Source organism: Thiomicrorhabdus arctica DSM 13458 (assembly GCF_000381085.1).
In the GTDB taxonomy this organism is placed as follows: domain Bacteria; phylum Pseudomonadota; class Gammaproteobacteria; order Thiomicrospirales; family Thiomicrospiraceae; genus Thiomicrorhabdus; species Thiomicrorhabdus arctica.
Genome location: NZ_KB905899.1, coordinates 1,370,970 through 1,392,017 on the forward strand (window position 1 = coordinate 1,370,970; position 21,048 = coordinate 1,392,017).

Annotated in this window: 17 protein-coding genes; 7 read left to right on the forward strand and 10 right to left on the reverse strand. The window is 39.9% G+C overall.

Annotated features, from left to right (window positions below):
• Positions 1–14: 14 nt before the first annotated feature.
• Positions 15–866 carry a 23S rRNA (adenine(2030)-N(6))-methyltransferase RlmJ gene (locus F612_RS0106400; RefSeq protein ID WP_019556930.1) on the forward strand — a complete coding sequence of 284 codons (852 nt, stop codon included), beginning with the start codon at positions 15–17 and terminating at the stop codon, positions 864–866.
• A 36-nt stretch (positions 867–902) separates the two neighbouring features.
• Here F612_RS0106400 and lptG read toward each other — a convergent pair whose 3' ends face one another.
• Positions 903–2,003, reverse strand: a complete 1,101-nt coding sequence (lptG, locus tag F612_RS0106405) for an LPS export ABC transporter permease LptG (protein ID WP_019556931.1) — start codon at positions 2,001–2,003, stop codon at positions 903–905.
• A 2-nt stretch (positions 2,004–2,005) separates the two neighbouring features.
• Positions 2,006–3,181 (reverse strand): LPS export ABC transporter permease LptF, encoded by a 1,176-nt coding sequence (gene lptF, locus F612_RS12330; protein WP_281167314.1) that lies wholly within the window; start codon positions 3,179–3,181, stop codon positions 2,006–2,008.
• A 118-nt stretch (positions 3,182–3,299) separates the two neighbouring features.
• Between lptF and F612_RS0106415 the strand changes: the two genes are divergently transcribed.
• Both F612_RS0106415 and F612_RS0106420 read left to right on the forward strand, forming a co-directional pair.
• Positions 3,300–4,784 (forward strand): leucyl aminopeptidase, encoded by a 1,485-nt coding sequence (locus F612_RS0106415; protein WP_019556933.1) that lies wholly within the window; start codon positions 3,300–3,302, stop codon positions 4,782–4,784.
• Between the two features lie 6 nt (positions 4,785–4,790).
• Positions 4,791–5,258 (forward strand): DNA polymerase III subunit chi, encoded by a 468-nt coding sequence (locus F612_RS0106420; protein ID WP_019556934.1) that lies wholly within the window; start codon positions 4,791–4,793, stop codon positions 5,256–5,258.
• A 122-nt stretch (positions 5,259–5,380) separates the two neighbouring features.
• Here F612_RS0106420 and F612_RS0106425 read toward each other — a convergent pair whose 3' ends face one another.
• Complete coding sequence (locus tag F612_RS0106425) at positions 5,381–6,535, reverse strand: LPS O-antigen chain length determinant protein WzzB (protein ID WP_019556935.1); 1,155 nt, start codon at positions 6,533–6,535, stop codon at positions 5,381–5,383.
• Positions 6,536–6,700: 165 nt separating this feature from the next.
• On the opposite strand from F612_RS0106425, the gene F612_RS0106430 reads away from it, so the two are divergent.
• Both F612_RS0106430 and F612_RS0106435 read left to right on the forward strand, forming a co-directional pair.
• Positions 6,701–7,738 (forward strand): type IV pilus twitching motility protein PilT, encoded by a 1,038-nt coding sequence (locus F612_RS0106430; RefSeq protein ID WP_019556936.1) that lies wholly within the window; start codon positions 6,701–6,703, stop codon positions 7,736–7,738.
• A 27-nt stretch (positions 7,739–7,765) separates the two neighbouring features.
• Positions 7,766–8,911 (forward strand): PilT/PilU family type 4a pilus ATPase, encoded by a 1,146-nt coding sequence (locus tag F612_RS0106435; protein WP_019556937.1) that lies wholly within the window; start codon positions 7,766–7,768, stop codon positions 8,909–8,911.
• A 105-nt stretch (positions 8,912–9,016) separates the two neighbouring features.
• Here F612_RS0106435 and uvrB read toward each other — a convergent pair whose 3' ends face one another.
• Positions 9,017–11,050 (reverse strand): excinuclease ABC subunit UvrB, encoded by a 2,034-nt coding sequence (gene uvrB / locus F612_RS0106440; protein WP_019556938.1) that lies wholly within the window; start codon positions 11,048–11,050, stop codon positions 9,017–9,019.
• Between the two features lie 164 nt (positions 11,051–11,214).
• Here uvrB and F612_RS0106445 point away from each other — a divergent pair, with 164 nt between their 5' ends.
• The gene (locus F612_RS0106445) at positions 11,215–12,396 is read left to right on the forward strand and encodes a pyridoxal phosphate-dependent aminotransferase (protein ID WP_026329666.1); all 1,182 of its coding nucleotides are present in this window, start codon (positions 11,215–11,217) and stop codon (positions 12,394–12,396) included.
• 193 nt (positions 12,397–12,589) lie between these two features.
• Here F612_RS0106445 and F612_RS0106450 read toward each other — a convergent pair whose 3' ends face one another.
• Positions 12,590–13,546, reverse strand: coding sequence for a DNA ligase (locus F612_RS0106450; RefSeq protein WP_019556941.1), 957 nt, complete (start codon positions 13,544–13,546; stop codon positions 12,590–12,592).
• Positions 13,547–13,745: 199 nt separating this feature from the next.
• Positions 13,746–14,009 (reverse strand): ComEA family DNA-binding protein, encoded by a 264-nt coding sequence (locus tag F612_RS0106455; RefSeq protein ID WP_019556942.1) that lies wholly within the window; start codon positions 14,007–14,009, stop codon positions 13,746–13,748.
• A gap of 652 nt (positions 14,010–14,661) precedes the next feature.
• Between F612_RS0106455 and F612_RS0106460 the strand changes: the two genes are divergently transcribed.
• Positions 14,662–16,047, forward strand: coding sequence for an undecaprenyl-phosphate glucose phosphotransferase (locus tag F612_RS0106460; protein WP_019556943.1), 1,386 nt, complete (start codon positions 14,662–14,664; stop codon positions 16,045–16,047).
• Positions 16,048–16,099: 52 nt separating this feature from the next.
• On the opposite strand, the gene galE is transcribed toward F612_RS0106460, so the two are convergent.
• From galE to F612_RS0106480, 4 genes are read right to left on the reverse strand one after another with little or no spacing between them, the layout of a single operon-like run.
• Complete coding sequence (gene galE / locus F612_RS0106465) at positions 16,100–17,095, reverse strand: UDP-glucose 4-epimerase GalE (protein WP_019556944.1); 996 nt, start codon at positions 17,093–17,095, stop codon at positions 16,100–16,102.
• 23 nt (positions 17,096–17,118) lie between these two features.
• The gene (locus F612_RS0106470) at positions 17,119–18,513 is read right to left on the reverse strand and encodes a mannose-1-phosphate guanylyltransferase/mannose-6-phosphate isomerase (protein WP_019556945.1); all 1,395 of its coding nucleotides are present in this window, start codon (positions 18,511–18,513) and stop codon (positions 17,119–17,121) included.
• 31 nt (positions 18,514–18,544) lie between these two features.
• Positions 18,545–19,765, reverse strand: coding sequence for a hypothetical protein (locus F612_RS0106475; protein ID WP_019556946.1), 1,221 nt, complete (start codon positions 19,763–19,765; stop codon positions 18,545–18,547).
• Positions 19,762–21,048 (reverse strand): O-antigen ligase family protein, encoded by a 1,287-nt coding sequence (locus tag F612_RS0106480; RefSeq protein WP_019556947.1) that lies wholly within the window; start codon positions 21,046–21,048, stop codon positions 19,762–19,764. The genes F612_RS0106475 and F612_RS0106480 overlap by 4 nt, the downstream gene beginning before the upstream one ends.

Here is a 21,048-nt window from a genome sequence, read left to right on the forward strand (position 1 = left end):
AAAAGAGTTCCACTATGCTCAGTTATTTACACTCTTACCATGCGGGTAATTTCGCAGATGTTTTAAAACACACGACCTTAGTGCATGCTTTAGACTATTTTACGCAAAAGCCTAATCCTATTTTTTATCTCGACACCCATTCAGGCCCGGGAATGTACACGCTCGCGGACGAAGAGGCGCAGAAAAATTGCGAATATAAAAATGGTATTGCGAAACTTTGGAATGAAACAGATTTACCGGAGGCAATCACTCGATACAAAGAAGTGATTGAAGCGTGTAATGCACTTGAAGGCTCTAAAACAGATTTGCAACTCTATCCCGGTTCACCGTGGATTAGTGCTCACCTGTTACGAGAGCATGACCGTTTGAGCCTATGTGAACTCCACCCGAGGGAACAACAAACCCTTATCCAAAATTTTAAATCAGATCGACGTATTAAAATTTTTCCTAAAGATGGTTTTCAAACAGCTATTGGCGCATTGCCGCCTAAAGAGCGACGCGGTTTAGTTTTGATTGATCCGCCCTATGAAATCAAGCAGGATTATGAACGTGTCGTTGAGGTCTTAATCGCATCGCATAAACGGTTTGCCACAGGCTCTTATGCCATCTGGTACCCCGTCGTTAAACGAGACCAAATAGAGCGTATGTTAAGAGCCATTAAAAATAGTGGCATCCGTAACATTCAAGTGTTTGAACTCGGACTGCAAGCCGACACCGTTGAACGGGGCATGACTTCAAGCGGTATGATTTGGATCAATCCACCTTGGACATTATGGAAGGAGATGCAGTTAACCCTGCCTTACCTTGCCCAAAAACTAGGTGGCAAGCAAGGCGTTTATAAAATACAGCAACTGGTCGCGGAATAGATATCCACCTACATTTATCCTTGTGCGTGGTGAACCCTAGCGGGCTTTTTGTAACCAGACACTAGCGATCAACAATAAAATAATCGCTGGCATGAAAGCCCCTAACATCACAGGCAAGTGATAGACGACCGTTAGGTTCCCTACTAGTTGATTGAATAAATAGAACCCCATTCCCAACAACACGCCTAAAAAGACGCGCTGTCCCATGCTGACCTGCCTAATTGAACCAAAAATCAGTGGGAAGACAATCGCAATCATGGCAATGACCATAATAGGCATGGACATTTTGCGCCAAAATTCCAACTCATGGCTGCCTGTTTCTAAATCATTCGCTTCTAAAAACTGAATATATTGATAAAGATCCCAAGCACTTAAATAGCGTGTTTCAATGTCTAAGTTTTGTAACTCTTCTGGCGTTAATGGAAAACTAGAGACCACTAACTCGGGCCGACTGACTATCAATTCTAGCTGAGGAGGGAGCAACTTATCTAATTCAATCTGCGGTGTCACAAAACGGAGTTGCTGTTGAAAGGCATCTTTGAACAGCCACTGTCCTCCTTTAAAACTGGCCTTTTTAATTTGTGATAATTCACTTAAATGCCCTTCTTCTAGTTCATAGATGGTGATGTCTTTCAGCTCAGTACTCGACATGACCCGTCCGACATGAATATAGCGGTTAGCATCTTTAACCCAAAGTCCATCTTTTGAACCTACAGAAAAACTCTGATGTAAGGCCTCTGCACGCATTTTTTTAGCGTAGGCCTCACTCGCTGGTGCAACCCACTCACCTACCATAGCAATGACTAGCCACATTAATAAAGCCGTTTTCAATACGGCCCAGAGAATTCTTTTAATAGACCAACCCGTCACTCGTAACACTGTTAATTCAGACTGATTTGCTAAACTGCCTAACCCCATTAAGGTTCCAATTACGAGAACAATAGGGAAAATTTCATAGCTGTAAACGGGGAGTTTTAAGAGTGTATAGAAAGAACCTAAGGCCAGTGTGTAACTATCAGTTAGCTTAGAAACTTGGTTCATAAACTCAAAAAAACCAAAAATGACTAATAATACCAACATCACTAACAAGGTGTAGCTAACGACAATACGAGCTAAATAACGTTCTATTCGATTCATCGTTAATCCTCATTTCCTGAATGTTTTCTCTTTTGAGGCTCGGAGACCTTAGTAGGTCTGTTATTGGACTTTAAAGTTGGCAATAATTTGAGGTTAAGTTGTCTAAAATCGACCAGTGCCAATATCAAGAACAAGATTGGAACAGGCCATAAACCTATTGACATCGGCCAGTTCCCAGTCGTCAAACCGTCCCTGCCCACCATTAAAAGTTGGTTGTAGATAATGTAAAGAACCAGTGCAAAAAACACCTTAGCAAACCGCCCTTCTCTTGGGCCTGTGCGGCTCATTTTCAGACCGATCAAACCCAGTACCAATACACCAAAAGGCGTGACTAAACGCCATTGCAGTAACGCCTGGGACTCAAGAGCTTCTGAGGCCCATAACACATCCGTGCCCACTTCAAATTTAGCAGGCCTGGTCGGTTTGGAACTGAGTTCTGGAATCAATACCTCAAAACGTTTAAAGGATTTAACTTCCACATCTCCAGGCGTGGTTGTTGCATGGTCATGCATTCCTATATAGCTGTAACCGTCTTCCAAGACCAACATCAGTTTGCCATCGATCCATTCAAATCGGCCTATGGGCGCGACTAAAATCAAATCCTGCTCTGCATCTTTTGCTTTAGATTGACGTTGAATCCAAATATTAGAGAGTTCACCCGAATCTGAAATCGATTTAGTATAAAACACGCCTGCTTCGTTCGGTAAAGTGTTAAAACGACCTGGCACAAGTCCAGAAATTGGAGAAAGCGTTTGTGCCTCACCAATAATGAGGCGTTCCGTTTTATAACTCCAGGGAGTAACCACTAAAGAAATCCAAGCGGTCACCAATACCAGTGGAATCAAAAAAAATAACACTCTCTTTTGAAAATACTGTGGAGAAATTCCACAACTGCTCAGAACAACCATTTCTTGATCTTGATAGAGTCTACCTACCGATAGCATGACGCTTAATAGAGCGACTAAGGGCAAAATGACTTCTAGTGCTGGGGGAATTTTGAGCAACAAGACTTGCAGAACAATTGAAGAAGGGACTTTCCCTTCCACAGCCATCGCTAATAACTTGGTCGCCTCTGAACCAAAGGTAATAAGAAGCAACACAGTTAATACTGCGAAAAAAGTCTTTAGTAATTCTATATAAAGGTATTTGTCGAGAATTCGCAAAAAAGCGCTCCACACACGTTAAAATAGTGAACATCATTTTTAATAAAGCCATTATACAAACAAAAAACGTAGAATGACTGTTTTAAACAAACCTGTTCACCAATCTGAATCCTCGATTTTAAGGGCTTAAACTATGAAACATATTCAATTTGCATTCAATACCTCGTTCACCCACCTTGATACTTTAATTCTCCCTATTAATGATGAAGGCGAGATCATCTCGTTAGAGAACATTCTGCCACAGCAATCGACTTTGAATGCATTAAGCAAAAGCCTGTCGAAATCAGGCGATTTCAGCGGAAACGTGGGGACAACGCTGCTCCTCATTAAACCAGCGGGTATTGAATTTCAGAGAGTATTGTTAGTGGGTTTCGGTGCAAAAGACAAGCTGACCACCAAAGGTTACCTCACCTCAATCCAAGCCGCGGCTGATGCATTAGATCATTGTGGTGCAATTCATATTGTCAATGCCGCTATTTTTGCCAAGCCCGCTGCTGAAAGCATTAAGTGGGCAGTGACCCAAAATGCGCAAATATTTCAACGTAGCTTCTATGATTACAGTCATGAAAGCCGTGGCAGCCATTCGTTAAAAGAGCCTAAAGTAGAAAGCATGGTTTTCCCTGCTGATGATTACACGGCCGCAGCACATCAAGGTCAAGCGACAGCACTAGGTATGGCCTTAACACAAGAATTAGCGAATATGCCGAGTAACTTTTGTACTCCAACCTATTTAGCAGAGACCGCCATTCAATTAGGTCAAGAATTTGATTTTGATATTAAGATTCTTGATCGCAAAGAGATGATTGAAATGGGCATGGGTTCTTTCATGTCCGTCGCGCAGGGTGGAGATACCCCTCCAAAAATGATCTGTCTATCCTATAAGGGAGGAGAATCCTCACAAGCGCCTATCGCTCTGGTCGGTAAAGGCGTGACCTTTGATACAGGTGGAATCTCATTGAAGCCTGGGGCGGGAATGGATGAAATGAAATACGACATGGGTGGTGCAGCAACGGTCCTAGGCGTTTTTAAAGCGTTAGGTGAGATTAAACCAAATATCAATGTCGTCGGTGTCATTCCTGCCACTGAAAACATGCCTTCTGGTAATGCCATCAAGCCAGGTGATGTCGTCACGTCCCTTTCAGGTCAAACCATTGAAGTTCTCAATACCGATGCTGAAGGCCGTCTGATTCTGTGTGATGCTTTAACTTACACGCAACAAACGTATAAGCCTTCTAAAATCATTGACATGGCGACCTTAACGGGTGCTTGTATTATCGCTTTAGGTCATCATGTTTCTGCTATTATGGGCAACAACCAACCCCTTGTGGATGCTTTAAGAACAGCAGGTGAAACAACCTATGACCGTTTTTGGCAGCTACCACTTGGCGAAGAGTGGGATGAGCAATTGAAATCTAATTTTGCCGATATGGCTAATATCGGGGGGCGTGCGGGTGGATCCATTACTGCCGCACAGTTTTTAGCGCGTTTTGTGAAAGAAGTTGATTGGGCACATTTAGACATTGCGGGAACCGCTTGGATCAGTGGCGACAAAAAAGGTGCAACGGGTCGCCCTGTTCCAGCCCTAGTTGAATACTTGTTGACTGAAGCAAAGGCATAAAAACGCATGACAGTACCACAAACTGAACAGTCCACCTCATTACCAAGTGCATCAAAGGATGTGCTTTTCTATGTATTGAACAGTACTGATCCACAGTCTCGGGAAGTTTTTTTGAACAAATTGCTTAAAAAGATTTGGGCCGAAAAACGCCGCTGTGATGTGCGTTTTGAATCAGAACAAGATGCCTTACGCTATGATTTAATGCTGTGGAATGCACAACCGCAAAGCTTTATCCCGCATGGTGTGACTAAACAAATTCCTGCGCCTATTCAATTGTATGGCGAACGGATTCTAAAACCATCGCGCGATGTGCTGATTAATCTGCACCCTGAATTCCCAAGCGTGTTCGAGCAGTATCAAAGAACTATAGAAATCCTCGATCAATCCGACTATTTAATCCAAATGGGGCGCGAACGCTGGAAGGCCTACAAAGCGAAAGGTATTGAAGCAACGGTGCATAAAATCGGTTTTTAAGGGGGCTCGTTAATTGACCCTATTTCAACCATAAAAAAACGGCTTCTAAGCCGTTTTTTTATGGTTTATTGATTTTCAACTCTCTCAGAGACCTGGCCTGGTCATTTTAAATCCTCAAGAAACTAGGCTACAGGTAAACTAGCTTGATAATGCTTTTTAATTGCTCGACGAATCAAAGCAATAAAAACACCCAACATGAGTCCCAAGACGCCAGCGACAGCTAAAATTATTGATTTTTTAGGTTTGATTTTATCACCATAAACCGCAGCTTGGTCAATGGTTACGACACCAAAATCAGTTTTTATAATTTTTAAACTTTGTAATTTTTGCAACAGTTCTTGTAAATTACGCAGCTCAGGAATAAAAGCATCATCATTTTTTCTCAATTCTAGAACCGTTCTCTCGGCAACCAACAAATCAGAACCGAGCAAATAAAGCGCGGAATTATGGACAGTCTCTGTATTTACATTGTTAATATTAAGCGTAGGACCTGCAGAAACCGGTTTATTTAACCCCAATTTTTGAGTAATTATAATCGCTTCATCTAACTGAGCCATTCTGTCCAAACGTTTATCGGAAGCGATTTGCCTAACGCTAGAGATACGGTCATTCAACAAACCGATACGACTTTGCTTTTTTGATAGTATCTGTTGATAGAATTGCTGAATGGTTTTCAGTTCCGCTATTTTCACCAAATCATTTAAGATATCCGCGACCTCTTGCTCGGTTAACGGTAAAGCTAAACTGACTGAAATCGCTTTAGATACAGACTTCCCTGTAGGCATTTTGATAGAAAAATCTTCGATAAATTGATTAAAAGCTTTTTTTTCAATTTTTATTTTCTCTGTTCCAAGCTGTTGATCAATGCCTGAATAATAAGTATTTACTAAAGCGTATTTATTGAAAATAAGTTTTAGTGTCTGTCGAGACCCTAAATTTGTTAGGAATTGAGTGAATACAGTATGTGGAGTATTCACAGCATCACCAGTCGTAGCAGTAACACCAGCTACAGTCGCCGTCGCCGTCGCCGTCGAGCCCAACACAATTGCCAACTCATTCATTGGCAAAACCTTTTCCGCAGCAGGTGGCAGTAAATAAGACTCTGACTGATAAACTGGCGTTACATTAAAGGCATATATTGCAGCAAGCAAAACGGTGATGACAAAACTAACTAAAATGGTCAGTTTTTCAGCCACTAAACCATCCCATAATTCAAATAAGTCAATCTCATCATTATTTATATTGTCTACAGGTTGCGCTTTTAATCTTGAATCCATATCAGTTTTTTACCTTTAGATAATAAGTGAAGCATTAATTTTATACTGCATTATACAGAGAGTTTATTGCTCATACGTAAACAATCTCAATCATAAAATGCTTTTTATTCATTCGATTGCCTATAATGCATAAAGTTGTTGTTAGCATTTACAAAGGACAGGTCTATGGAAATTACTCAATTATTAGAATTCAGTGTTCAGCAAGGCGCATCTGATTTACACCTCTCTACCGGACAACCGCCAATCATTCGGAAAGACGGAGACGTTCAGAGAATTGATGCACCAAGTTTAGGTCCAGAGCAGTTACAGACGATGATTTATGACATCATGAATGATGAACAACGTCGTGGTTTTGAATCTGAGATGGAAGCAGACTTTTCATTTGAACTGCCTAACATTGCACGATTCAGAGCAAATATTTTCCAGCAAAATCGCGGCATTTCAGCCGTGTTCCGAACCATTCCAAGTAAAGTTCTGACCTTAGAAGAACTTGATGCACCTGAAATATTTAAAGCCATTTCCAGTTTCCCAAGAGGCTTAGTCTTAGTCACAGGGCCGACTGGGTCTGGTAAATCAACGACCCTAGCCGCCATGGTTGATTACGTCAACAAAGGCATTCCAGGCCACATTCTCACAGTAGAAGATCCTATCGAATTTGTACACGAGCCCATTCGTTGTTTAATTAACCAGCGTGAAGTCCATCGTGATACCAAAAGCTTTAGTAACGCATTACGTTCGGCATTACGCGAAGATCCTGATGTTATTTTAGTCGGTGAGTTACGTGATTTAGAAACCATTCGTTTAGCATTAACAGCGGCAGAAACTGGACATCTCGTATTTGGCACCTTGCACACGAGCTCGGCGGCCAAAACCATTGACCGTATTATTGATGTTTTTCCAGCGGAAGAAAAAGAGATGGTGCGTTCGATGCTTTCGGAATCGTTACAGGCAGTTATATCTCAAGCGCTTTTGAAAAAAACCACCGGTGGGCGAATTGCTGTCCATGAAATCATGCTAGCCAATACAGCCATTCGAAACCTTATCCGTGAAGCTAAAATCCCCCAAATGTACTCAGTGATTCAAACATCTACACAAGCCGGTATGCAAACACTCGATCAAAATCTTAAGGAACTGGTTAATAAAGGCTTGATAAGTTTAGAAGATGCGCGTACCAAAGCCGCAAATAAAGCCAACTTTAGTTAATTTGCGCACATTGAATGGAGCCATAGAATGACAACCGATAACATTTCTGAATTGCATAAACTTTTAATTTATTTTTCACAACAAGGTGGTTCCGACCTTTTCATTACCGCTGAACGTCCTGCGACCATGAAAAAGGATCGTCGACTGATCAACATTACGGAAGATAAATTGACTCCAGAAGTTGTCACCAAACTTTGTGTTGAAATGATGAATCACGACCAACTGGCCACTTTTCAGAATACCCAGGAAAGTAACTTTGCATACCATATAGAGGGTATCGCGCGTTATCGTGTCAATGTATTTGTCCAGCGTGGCACCGCCGGCATGGTCATTCGTTCCGTGCATACAGAAATACCTGATTTTAACTCTCTTAACTTACCCGAAATTTTAAGAGAGTCTATTATGGAACAAAATGGCTTAATTCTGATCGTTGGCGGCACGGGATCGGGCAAGTCGACCACACTTGCCAGCTTAGTCGACTTACGAAACAAAGAACAAGAAGGTCACATCATTACCATTGAAGACCCAATTGAGTTTGTTCATGCCCATAAAAAATCGATTGTCACACAACGGGAAGTGGGAGTTGATACGGATTCTTATGCCAGTGCATTGAAAAATACTCTTCGACAAGCCCCTGACGTTATTCTTATTGGGGAAATTCGTGCTCAAGAAACGATGGAACATGCCATCGCTTTTGCTGAAACAGGTCACTTATGTCTATCGACATTGCATGCGAACAATACCAACCAAACCTTAGATCGAATTATCAACTTCTTTCCTGCTGACCAACGTGACCATATTCTGATGGATTTATCCCTTAATTTGCGCGCAATTGTCTCGCAACGTCTCATTCCTAAAATTGGGGGTGGGCTGGTGGCGGCTATTGAGGTGTTAATCAATACACCACGTATGTCCGAGCTCATTTTTAAGGGAAAAGTATCAGAGATTAAACAACTCATGCAAGCTTCTCGAGTCGCTGGAATGCAAACCTTTGACACGGCTTTATTTGAACTTTATGAGAAGGGCTTTATCTGTTATGAAGATGCCTTACGGGGAGCGGACTCGATGAATGACCTGAGGCTTAATATAAAATTAAACAGCAAACTCCCACTGCCACAGAGTATGGAGAATGGAGGCTCTCCTGAGGCTCCGCAATTTAATCTAAAATCTTAACAAGACGTTTATTAACGTTTCATTCTGTCTATCAATGAACTCGATTGCATCCTTAATCCGAGTTCGTATTAAGAACAGAAACGGTCTCTAAATGCCTGCTTTCATCTAGCGCAAATCTCCAATGCCTACCATGTTTGCTTTTAATGACTTAACATCATCTCTCAATTGAGCGGCTTTTTCAAAATCCAACTCTTTTGCCGCTTTATACATCTCCTTTTCTAACTTTTTCAACTGACTCAATAGCTCTGCATGAGAAAGCGGTTTTTGATGCTTGACATATTCACCACTACTTTCGGCTACTTTTGGTAACTTACCAGGCCTGGTCGGTTTAGAAGCATAAGGAGAACCTTCTAAAATATCACTGACTTTCTTATTCAAACCTTGCGGAGTAATTCCTCTTTCCAAATTATATTCAATCTGCTTTTCACGGCGACGTTCGGTCTCATCAATCGCGGTTTTCATCGACTTAGTGATTTTATCGGCATACAGAATCGCCTTTCCTTCCACATTTCGGGCGGCACGACCTATCGTTTGGATTAAAGCGCGTTCAGAACGTAAAAACCCCTCCTTATCGGCATCCAAAATAGCGACTAAAGCCACCTCTGGAATATCCAAACCTTCTCGCAACAAGTTAATGCCAATCAGCACATCAAACTCGCCAAGTCGCAAGTCTCGAATAATTTCTATGCGCTCTACCGTATCAATATCAGAATGCAGGTATCGTACCCTTACACCATGATCTTCAAAATATTCAGTGAGATTCTCAGACATCCGTTTGGTTAAAGTCGTGACTAAAATACGCTGACCTGCTTCTGCTCGCCAGCGAATTTCGCCCAATAAATCATCCACCTGAGTTAAGGCGGAGCGCACTTCAATAATAGGATCTAATAATCCTGTCGGACGCACCACTTGCTCCACCATCGTTGAGCAGTGCTCGGCTTCATACTTGCCGGGTGTCGCTGACACAAAAATAGCCTGCGGCATGGCACGTTCGAACTCTTCAAACATCATTGGTCTATTGTCCATTGCTGAGGGCAACCTAAAGCCGTAATTGACCAAATTTTCTTTACGAGAGCGATCGCCCTTATACATCCCTCCAATTTGCGGGATAGTAACGTGACTTTCATCAATCACCAGCAGAGCATTTTTTGGAAAATAGTCCATTAAGGTCGGCGGTGCTTGCCCTGCTTCTCGTTTAGATAAATAACGCGAGTAGTTTTCAATTCCTTGGCAGTAACCTAACTCCACCATCATCTCTATATCGAGTCGAGTACGCTCCTCTAACCGTTGTGCCTCAACCAATTTAGTCATTGAACGCAATTCAGCCAAACGTTCCACCAGCTCAACTTTGACGTGCTCGACCATCTCTAAAACGCGCTCTTTTGGCGTCACATAATGCGATTTAGGATAGACGGTTGCACGGGTCGGACGCGACAAAACCTCCCCTGTGAGGGGATCAAACCAAGCGATGCTCTCGACTTCATCATCAAATAGTTCAATACGAACGGCATATTCATCCGCTTCTGCCGGAAAAATATCAATAACATCACCACGTACCCGAAAACTACCGCGCCACAGCTCTATGTCGTTACGTTTATATTGCATGGAAATCAATCTGGCTAGAATATCACGCTGTACAATCCTATCTCCCAAACGAATTTGTAGAATCATCTTCAGATACATTTCAGGGTCGCCTAAACCGTAAATAGCGGACACGGTGGCAATCAAAATAACATCCTCGCGTTCTAGCAGCGCTTTTGTCGCGGATAAACGTAGTTGTTCTATCTGTTCATTAACGGAGGAATCTTTTGAAATATAGGTGTCAGAAGCCGGAACATAAGCCTCTGGCTGATAATAGTCATAATAGGAGACAAAATATTCGACTGCATTATTAGGGAAAAAACTCCTCATTTCACCATACAGTTGTGCCGCTAAGGTTTTATTGTGGGCAATAATAATCGTTGGCCGCTGCACCTGTTGAATGACATTTGCAATGGTAAACGTTTTACCCGACCCGGTCACCCCAAGAAGGGTCTGATAGGCTTCTCCATCCTTCAATCCTTCAACCAATTGGGCAATCGCTGCTGGCTGATCTCCATTAGGAGAGTACGAAGAAACTAATTCAAACGATTTAGACACAATAATTCCTTTAAAAACCCAGGTAAAATCCAGTAGAATAGGGAGTATTAATAGTTAAATACTAATGCAAAGCTCACTTGATTCTACTAAAACTTTTTCCTGGCTTTGATGCCAAACAAAAGACGTATTATACAAGTTCATTCATTCGCGGAGAAATTCAATCAATGGCTAGTTTATCTGATCGTGTTAATCGAGTTAAACCTTCCCTTACACTGGTAATTACCGCCAAAGCAGCAGAATTAAAACGCGCCGGTAAAGATATTATAAGCCTTGGCGCTGGAGAACCAGATTTTGATACGCCACAGCATATCAAAGCCGCTGGCATAACAGCGATCCAAAATGGCCAAACCCGTTATACTGCCGTCGATGGCACGCCTGAGTTGAAAGAAGCCATTCAAGCGAAATTTAAACGTGATAATGGTTTAGAGTATGCGATGAACCAAATCCTAGTCTCTTCAGGAGGCAAACAGAGTTTTTTTAATCTTTGCCAAGCGATTTTAAATGATGGCGATGAGGTCATTATTCCAGCGCCTTACTGGGTCTCATATCCGGATATGGCATTATTAGCCGGTGGTGAACCTGTTATTATTGAAGCCGGTATAGAGCAAGGTTTTAAAATCACCGCCACTCAACTTGAAGAGGCGATCACGCCTAAGACCAAAATAATGGTCGTGAATAGCCCATCCAATCCAACGGGGGCTGTTTATACCGCTGATGAGCTTAAAAGCCTAGCGGACGTTTTAGTTAAGTACCCAAACATTATCATTGCGTCAGATGATATGTATGAACATATTATGATTAGCGATATGCCTTTTACTAATATATTGGAAGTGTGCCCTGAATTAACAGAGCGTACGGTGGTAATGAATGGCGTATCCAAAGCCTACTCAATGACAGGTTGGCGTATAGGTTATGCAGCCGGTCCGGCAGAGATTATTACTGGGATGCGCAAGGTACAGTCACAAAGTACCTCTAACCCTTGTTCAATCTCACAGGCCGCAGCCGTCGCAGCTTTAAATGGCTCGCAAGAGTGCATTCAAACCATGTTGGTCGAATTCAAAAAGCGCCACACTTTTGTGGTAGAAAGAATCAATCAAATTCCCGGGTTTAAGTGCATAGAAGCGCATGGTGCTTTTTACGCATTTATGGATGTTTCACAAGCATTAACCATGAAAAACATGGCCACTGATACGGATTTAACAACCGCTCTTTTAGAAGAGAAATTAGTGGCCGTGGTACCTGGTTCAGCATTTGGAGCCGATAAACATCTACGTATCTCTTTCGCCACGAGCATGGAAAATTTAGTCAATGCATTAGATCGCATTGATGCATTTATGCAATGCTAAGGATATAGATAACTTTCTCTTCACACCCACATTCTTAGTGGGTGTCAGGACACACCTGATAGTCATAAAGGCTATTCACCCCAAGGTAATGAATCAAGCAGCCCTGGTGATTTTAAATAAAAGCGATGCCTGTCAATTTGCATAAGCATTATGAAATTGTGTAAATGATAACGGAAGAACAGACGCCACCATGCTAGTCGTCAGTTCTGACTCTCAAGAATACTGGAAATCTGGGAAGGCCTTTTTGAGTTAAACCATTATATTGAAACGTAATCACTGAACCTATTTTCGGTGGCTGAGAACGTTGTAGATCGCTTAGACCACTTCCAATTTTGAGCAGCCTGTCTTTGGAATCTGTTAAGTGCATGAACTGGCCCTCCATTATTTCGCAGGCTAACGCACCGACTTTTCCGAGATATTTTCCTTTACCAGCCGTATATCTCTTTATCTTACATTCTGCATCCTGTTGTAACTTCACTTTTAAAGCGTCACTTGAGCGTCCAGTCTCATACGAACTTACCGGATTTCTAACGACTAAACCTTCACCGTTAAGTGCCAGTATTCGTTGTAATTCGGCTTGTAATTGTGCATCACTATTCACCATCACTTGATCAATAATCCGCACAAAAGGAGCCGGAAATGGAATTAAATATAATTTAAGCACCTTAAGTCGAGCTAAAAGCCCTCCGGCTTGATTGGGCACTTCAAAAATTTGATAGGTAATATCCCGCCACCCTTCATGCGCAGTTTGAGTATTTACAATTGAGACAGTTTGTTCAAATTGGTGACGCCCTAACCACAACTCACCATCCAATTCGAAGGGTGGGAAATCCTCAATAAACCAGGCGGGCACTGCAAATGGTTTGCCACTACGACTCAATAACTGCTTGCCATTCCAATAAGCCCGCACGCCGTCTAATTTCTCACTCATAAGCCAGCCATTAATATTTTGCCCTGGCTCATATTGCTTTAATAGCAGTAAATTAGGAGCAACTGGCAATATCGCATTTTCAGTCCGAGACGAATTAAGTATTGATCCCTGCACATTCCCATCTGATGTTAAGTCAATCGCATAGACGACGAAACTAGAACATAAAAGAACTAACCAAATAACCAGGCCTGGTAGATTACGTGTCGAATAGGAAGTCATCAATCATTCTCATTTAAGTATAGGTTTGAATGTATTAAGAGCAAACACAAAGAAATATTTCACTTGCAGTCTAATGAAATATACCAATTGATGAATCTCAGAATAAAAACATAACATCACAGAATATCACCCAAACTCATGGTAAAAAAAAGCCCAATCAGAATGACCAGGCCTGGTTGAAATGCTTTCGCAGTAAAAATTATTTTGCGGTTTTAAACACTAAATCCATCTTGATTTTTTCTAAGGTTTTCTCACCAATGCCTTTTACCTGCAGAAGGTCTTCTGGCTTTGTACATGGCGTTGCTTGGCACAATTTAGAAATAGCCACGGCTTTGGTAGGACCAATACCCTTTAAGGCCGAAGATATCTCTTCTGCTGATCCCGTATTTACATTAACCGGACTGGATAAAACACTTGCACTAAAACTCAATAGTGCGATTAATAACCCTGTTTTCAACAACATAACAATACTCCCATTTGAAAGAACATAACCACATAAAAAACATGGACAAGTTAATCATATCAGAATGCCTAGACCAGGTAAAAAGTAAATATACTTAGCATTGTATTTTTAAATACGCAACGCAGCATCTATAATTAATATTTCTGCTGTCTAAATTCCCTCACCACACGTCATTTTTTTGGTTTGATAGATGGGTTACACTACACAAGGAGAGATAGCGCGTCAATCGCGATAATGCCCCTAGAACTCATCTTTTTCCAACGACACTCACGGAATTTTGCATGGCTAAGTGTCACTTGAGAGTAAAATATAAATTTTTATAATAACCAAATCATGAATATTCTAAGGTAAATTTTCGCCGTATTGGCGTTTATAGGGTTCGCAAATGCAGACACATTTAAACTATTTAATCCAACACCAGTCACATTTTTAGACGTACAAAAATTTAAAGTACGGCATAATATAAAAAGTAATCTTACGTATTCAAAGTAATAGAAAAGTGCTATTAGAATATAGAGTGCGCACAATAAAAGTACTAATTAAATAGATTAACTGGGTTATTTTCACAGTAGAGTGTGAAGTTTGAATGGTACAGCTGACCTAACACTTTTCTTTTAGGTATAATCCTCTCATTAAAAAAAGTGAGTTACTTATGTTATCTGGAATTAAACCCGATCAATCCGGTTTTGTTTGGCTACATCGTTTTACCGATGCAGTGCTTCCCTTAGCTCTGCTTTCTGCCATTGTCCATTTATCACCTGCGCCATGGCATGACCGTTATCTGGTGATGGGTATTCTTGGTAGCTTGTTCTTCGTTTTTTCAGCCCAAACTGTTGGCATATATCAAAACTGGCGTGCCCGCCCTCTTTTCTCCAGCGCAAAACTTATCTTAAATGCTTGGTTATTGACTTGGGCGAGTTTAATCATCATCGCCTTCTTAACGAAAGATGCTAATAATTTTTCTCGTTTAGCAGTAAGTATTTGGGCCGTAGTCACACTACTTGGCTTAATTAGTTACCGAATTCTAATCAGGATACTTTTAGGTAAATTACGCTCTTCAGGAAAAAATGGTCGTACCATTGCTATTATTGGAGCGGGCAACATAGGTAAACGCATTGCCAGCATCATTAATGACAACTCTTGGTTAGGCTATGAGGTTTCCGCTTTTTATGATGACAATCCTGAATTACACAATTCAGATATTAACAACATTCCTGTTATGGGATGCACACATAACATTGCTGACAATGTAAACCTAAACAAATATAATGAAATTTACATCTGCCTACCACTTAGAGCGGAATCAAAAATCAAACAAATACTCGACGAGTTGACTGATACCACGGCCATTGTAAAATTTGTTCCTGATGTTTTTACCTTTGACCTTATGCATGCAAAGTGGACAGAATTAAAAGGCATCCCCATCGTTAGCGTTTTTGACACACCTCTAAACAGTAATTCCGCTAGATTCCTTAAAAGAATAGAAGATATTGCGCTATCCTTGTTAATACTAATATTAATAAGTCCCATTATGTTTATTGTTATTTTAGGTATAAAAATTACATCTCCAGGACCTATTTTTTATAGACAAACACGCGTTGGCTGGAACGGAAAAAACTTTGAAATGTTCAAGTTTAGATCAATGCCTATCGACACTGAAAAATCGGGTATTCAATGGGGTAGCGCAAAAAGCAAAACAAATACTAAGTTTGGACAGTTTATTAGAGCTACTAGCCTTGATGAGCTCCCACAATTTCTAAATGTACTAAAAGGGGATATGTCTATTGTCGGGCCACGCCCTGAAAGAGATATTTTTGTAAAACAATTCAGAAAAGAAATTCCACGTTATATGCAAAAACATATGGTGAAAGCTGGCATTACGGGCTGGGCACAAATTCACGGCTGGAGAGGCGACACATCTTTAGAAAAAAGAATTGAATACGACCTACACTACATTAATGCATGGTCTGTCTGGCTAGATATTAAAATCATCATACTGACTGTATTTAAAGGGTTTATAAACAAAAATGCCTGCTAAAAACAGGCATTTTTTAATTTAAAATCATTATAAAATCATTATAAAATCAGCATTAAATCTTGGCTAGTTTCTTCTCCCATGCCCAAGCATGGCCAACAATGGTTTTTACATCTTCATATTGAGGCTGCCAATTCAGCTCCTGCTTGGCTTTCGTTGCATCCGCTACCAACGCCGCTGGATCGCCAGGTCTTCGCTTACCCTCTTCAACCGTTAGACTGCGCCCTTCTTCAGCAACTACATTTTTAACCACATCGATTACTTGTTGAACAGAAAAACCACACCCATTTCCCAAGTTATACATCAACGCCTTACCCGAACTCTCTTTCAGGATTTTTTCCAAACCTAAAACGTGTGCTGAGCACAGATCATTAATATGAATATAATCACGAATACAAGTACCGTCTTCCGTATCGTAATCACGTCCAAACACAGTTATAGAGTCTCTTCTGCCTGAAGCAGCTTGTAATATTAAAGGAATCAAATGGGTCTCTGGATCATGGTTTTCCCCTAACTCTCCCTCGGGATCGGCACCACAAGCATTAAAATAGCGTAAAGAGACCGAATTTAAACCATAGGCCGCAGCATAATCTTTTAGTATACACTCTATCATTAATTTACTTGAACCATAGGGGTTAATCGGTTCTTTAGGGTGGGCTTCATCTATAGGTGTATATTCCGGCTCGCCAAAAATCGCCGCCGTTGAAGAAAAAACAAAGTTCTTCACATTGTGACGGACCATAACATCAAGTAGATTAAGAGTATTGGCCACATTATTACGGTAGTATTTAGCTGGTAACATCATTGATTCGCCCACCAAGCTATTCGCGGCAAAGTGTATAACACCATCAAATTTATGCTCATTAAACAGATTTTCCAATAAATGAATATCTGCTAAATCACCAATAACAAGATGCCCGTATTTAACGGCGTCCCGAAAACCCGTAGACAAGTTATCCAATACAACTACATCATGATGACCACTTCTAGTCAACATCTTCACCATGTGGGAACCAATATAACCTGCACCACCAACAACTAATACTTTCATTTTAAATTCCAGATTAAATATGTTTAACGCCCATAGATATCATTGATTCGAACAATATCATCTTCACCAGTGTACTCACCTACTTGAACTTCAATCATAATTAAATCAATCTTGCCTTGGTTTTCCAAGCGATGAACTTGCCCCATTTGAATATAGGTTGATTCATTTGGCCTAACTAAGAAAACATCTTCATCAACGGTAACTTTTGCGGTTCCTGAAACCACGATCCAATGCTCATTACGGTGAAAATGCTTTTGTAAAGACAGCTTGCTACCAGGCTTCACCACAATACGTTTTACTTTGTATTGTTCAGAATCTTGTAACACTTCATAAGTCCCCCAAGGTCGGTGTGCTAAGCGATGAATTTCTGCAAGTTCAGGAACCGTTCCCTTAATCTCAGCGACAACCTTCTTCACTTTTTGCGAGCTACCCTTTTGCGAAATCAAAATTGCATCTGAGGTATCGACGATCAACAAATCGTTAATATCAATCAGCGCGATAGTACGTTCACGGCTCACAATTAAATTATTAGTCGAATCCACACAAATAGGTTCAGGTGAATTGGCTAAACGTGGCAAAATGGCATTGACCAGGCCTGGTTGTTTTACTTCGTCATACAAAGCATCAAAACTGCCTAAGTCAGACCAACCCATCTCACAAGGTACAACCTTCACTTTGTCTGATTTCTCCATCACTACATAATCAATACTGTCATCAGGTATCGCATTCATCGCGTCTAAAGCAATACGAATCTCATGGTCACTACAGTCTGTTGGCATGGCATTTTGGCAGGCCTGGAACATATCAGGGGCGTACTGTTTTAGCTCTTCTAAAAACACGCCGGCTTTAAAGCAGAACATGCCAGAATTCCAGTAGTAGTTACCTTGGTCAATATAAGATTGAGCAACCTCTTCAGAAGGCTTTTCCTTAAAAGATAAAACATCATTGCCTTGATTTTTATTCGCTTCAATGTAACCAAACCCTACTTCTGGATAAGTTGGCTTAATACCAAAGGTGACTAAATGTCCTTCTTCTGCTAAAGACTTTGCCTGTTTTACAGCTAGTTCATAAGATAACTGATCTTTAACCAAATGATCAGATGGCGTCACCAGTACTAAATCATCTGCATCTAAAGCCATACAGGTCAACGCGATGGCTGGTGCAGTATTACGCCCAACGGGTTCCAATAAGAACTGAGGTGATTCTGAAGAGATTTGTGCAAGCTGATCTACGGCTAAAAAATATTGTTCATTATTCGAAACTACAAACAGATGTGAGCATACAGATTGATTTCGTAATATTGTATCTTGGAACAATGAGCGGTTATCAAATAAACGCACAAATTGTTTGGGTAACATCGTTCGACTTAATGGCCACAAACGTGTTCCTGAACCCCCACATAAAATAACATTGATCATATTCACTCCATTGTTGAATAAGGATAAAAATTTAAATGCACTTCACCGACGATCTTGTCTCTATGGGTACCGCCCTTACTTTGAAAATAACTCCTAACAAGACCCAACAAATTGGAGCTAGAAAATGCAATTCAAGTACAGGTGTCGTCAAGCCCATTAAACACAATACTAATGCTAAAGGTAAAAGTAATAAGACATTTTTATCATAGACAATCTTTCTTAGTGCAAATACTCTTCCTAGGAGTAATAAAAATGGAACGAGACCAATAACACCAGAGTAATATAAAATCAAAAGATATGAGTTATGGGGATTACTATCTATAATTCCGTTACAGTCTGAAACAAACCATGGTGATGAGAAAGAAGAAAAAACAGTATTTGAAAAAAAAGGAGTCACTCCGTTACCATATAATCCACTTTCAATACTTGTAAACATCAGCTGTACATAATCCTTCCACACTAAAAATCTGTAGCTTATGTTAAACCAAAATATATCCCCATTGTTGGCAAGTGTAATGATATGAGGAAGGTCTTCATAAATAAGATATAAAACTCCTGTAACAAACACGACAACAACAAAAGCCATTGATTTTAAATAAGCTTTACATAAAATTAACAGTAAAGCCAAAATCGCAGCCAGCAGTACACCTTTCACCAATATCAAGTAAGAAAATAAAATAAAAGGTAATAATAAAACTAAATAACGTTTGTTAAACACCCAAGCATAGCAAAGAATGGACACCATCAGACCTCCCGCCATAGCGGGTAAAATATCAGAGGAGGCTCGAATCAAAAATGGCAACTGACCATTTTCAATATAAAATGAACCGACATAATATGAAATACCTAACAAACAACCTAGAAATATAACACCGAAAATCAAGACTACATCTTTACTTTCAAAAAACAAATAACCAAACAAAAAAAATACCGGATAGATAAATATTCCTGAGTGGCCTAAAATAAAGTTTTCAGGGAAAAGGTATATATAACCCCGAATGAGTTGAATAAATCCAATAAAAAAAATGACTAGAAGAATCTTAACTTCAAAGAGTTTGAACAATTTGTATTTGAAAAATAAAATTATTGCAACGGGTGAAACTATCAGCATTACCCATTGAGATGCTCTTAATCCATTAACCTCAAAAGCTTGTATTTCTTTTCCGGACAAAATTGAAAAAAAAAGATAACAAAGTAAAATTATTTTTAATAAATATTTTAGATTCTCTTCCGTAAAACCTAAAACTTTCACTCTGTTTGCCTCCTATGTAATGCTGCAACAACAGCAATAAAACCTAACATAAACCACGTTTGAACATGGTACAAGTTGTGATGCATAAAAGAGACTATAATAATAAAAGCTAAAATTGCAATTAAAAGTCCTTTCTGTAATGAGCGTTCCATTCTAAAAATACCGCCAGTATAGAGAACTATGCCTATAACAAATGTTAGCAATCCTATCAAACCTACTTCATAAAGAAGTTGAAGGGGTACATTATGAACATACATATTGGTTGCCCACCCAAAACCAAACATAAGCCTTAATACATCACTGGATACAGCGTTAAATACATACTCAAACTTTTCAAGTCTTTCCTGTCCAGATGCGCCCATATTGAAACTTGTTCTAGAATCAATTAAATATTTTACTTCTTGCGAACTATTATAAATTACAAAAAATATTAATAAGAATAAGACGACAATACTTAAAGTCCATTTAACATTCTTTTTAAAAATGGGCATGAAAAACGTAGCCAAGAATGTTGAAAGAATTAGTGCAAGCCAAGATGCTCTAGTCAATGTAGCAAATTCGAGGATTAAAAACGCTATTATTAATATGTACTTCTTTCTTTTTGAGAACTTTGTGAAAGGCGTGAGAAAAATGGCATAAGCCAATATCATAGAAAACTCGTTTACATTTGCCCCTGGGTTAAATCTATAAAAATTTACCCCTGCCATATGGATAATATGGACACCTGCTGAAATCGGCTCCAATCCAGCCGAATCTAGGTTTCCAGTAAGAACCATTAATGAAATTCCTGCCCCTATAATAGAAGCATAGATGGTCCCTAAAATAAAATATTCTGCAACGGTTGAGAGCATTCTTGGGTTTTTATAAATAGCACTATAAATGACAGTGGAATACAGAACTAGAATTAAAATGGTCAAAAATCTCAAAGCACTACTTTCATTCTGCTCTGCATTAAGTTTGTATAAGAATACCCAATTAATATTCTCAATATACAACAACGAAGCCAATGGGATAATTAATATCATAAAAATAAATAATACATTTGAATGAACTCCCCTTACCATTAGCCAAATAAAACTAACTATCGCTCCATAAATAAATGAAAACTTTAAACCTGTTAAACCTGGTATTGGAAAATAGATTAACTTACCCAATGGAATAAGTGAAACAGAAAAAATTAATAATTTTTCAACCCACGAATACGTTATCTTTTGGAAAATAAAAATCTTTAAGGCAATAATTACAAATGCAAAATACCCTAGAGAATAAAGAATCGACAACAT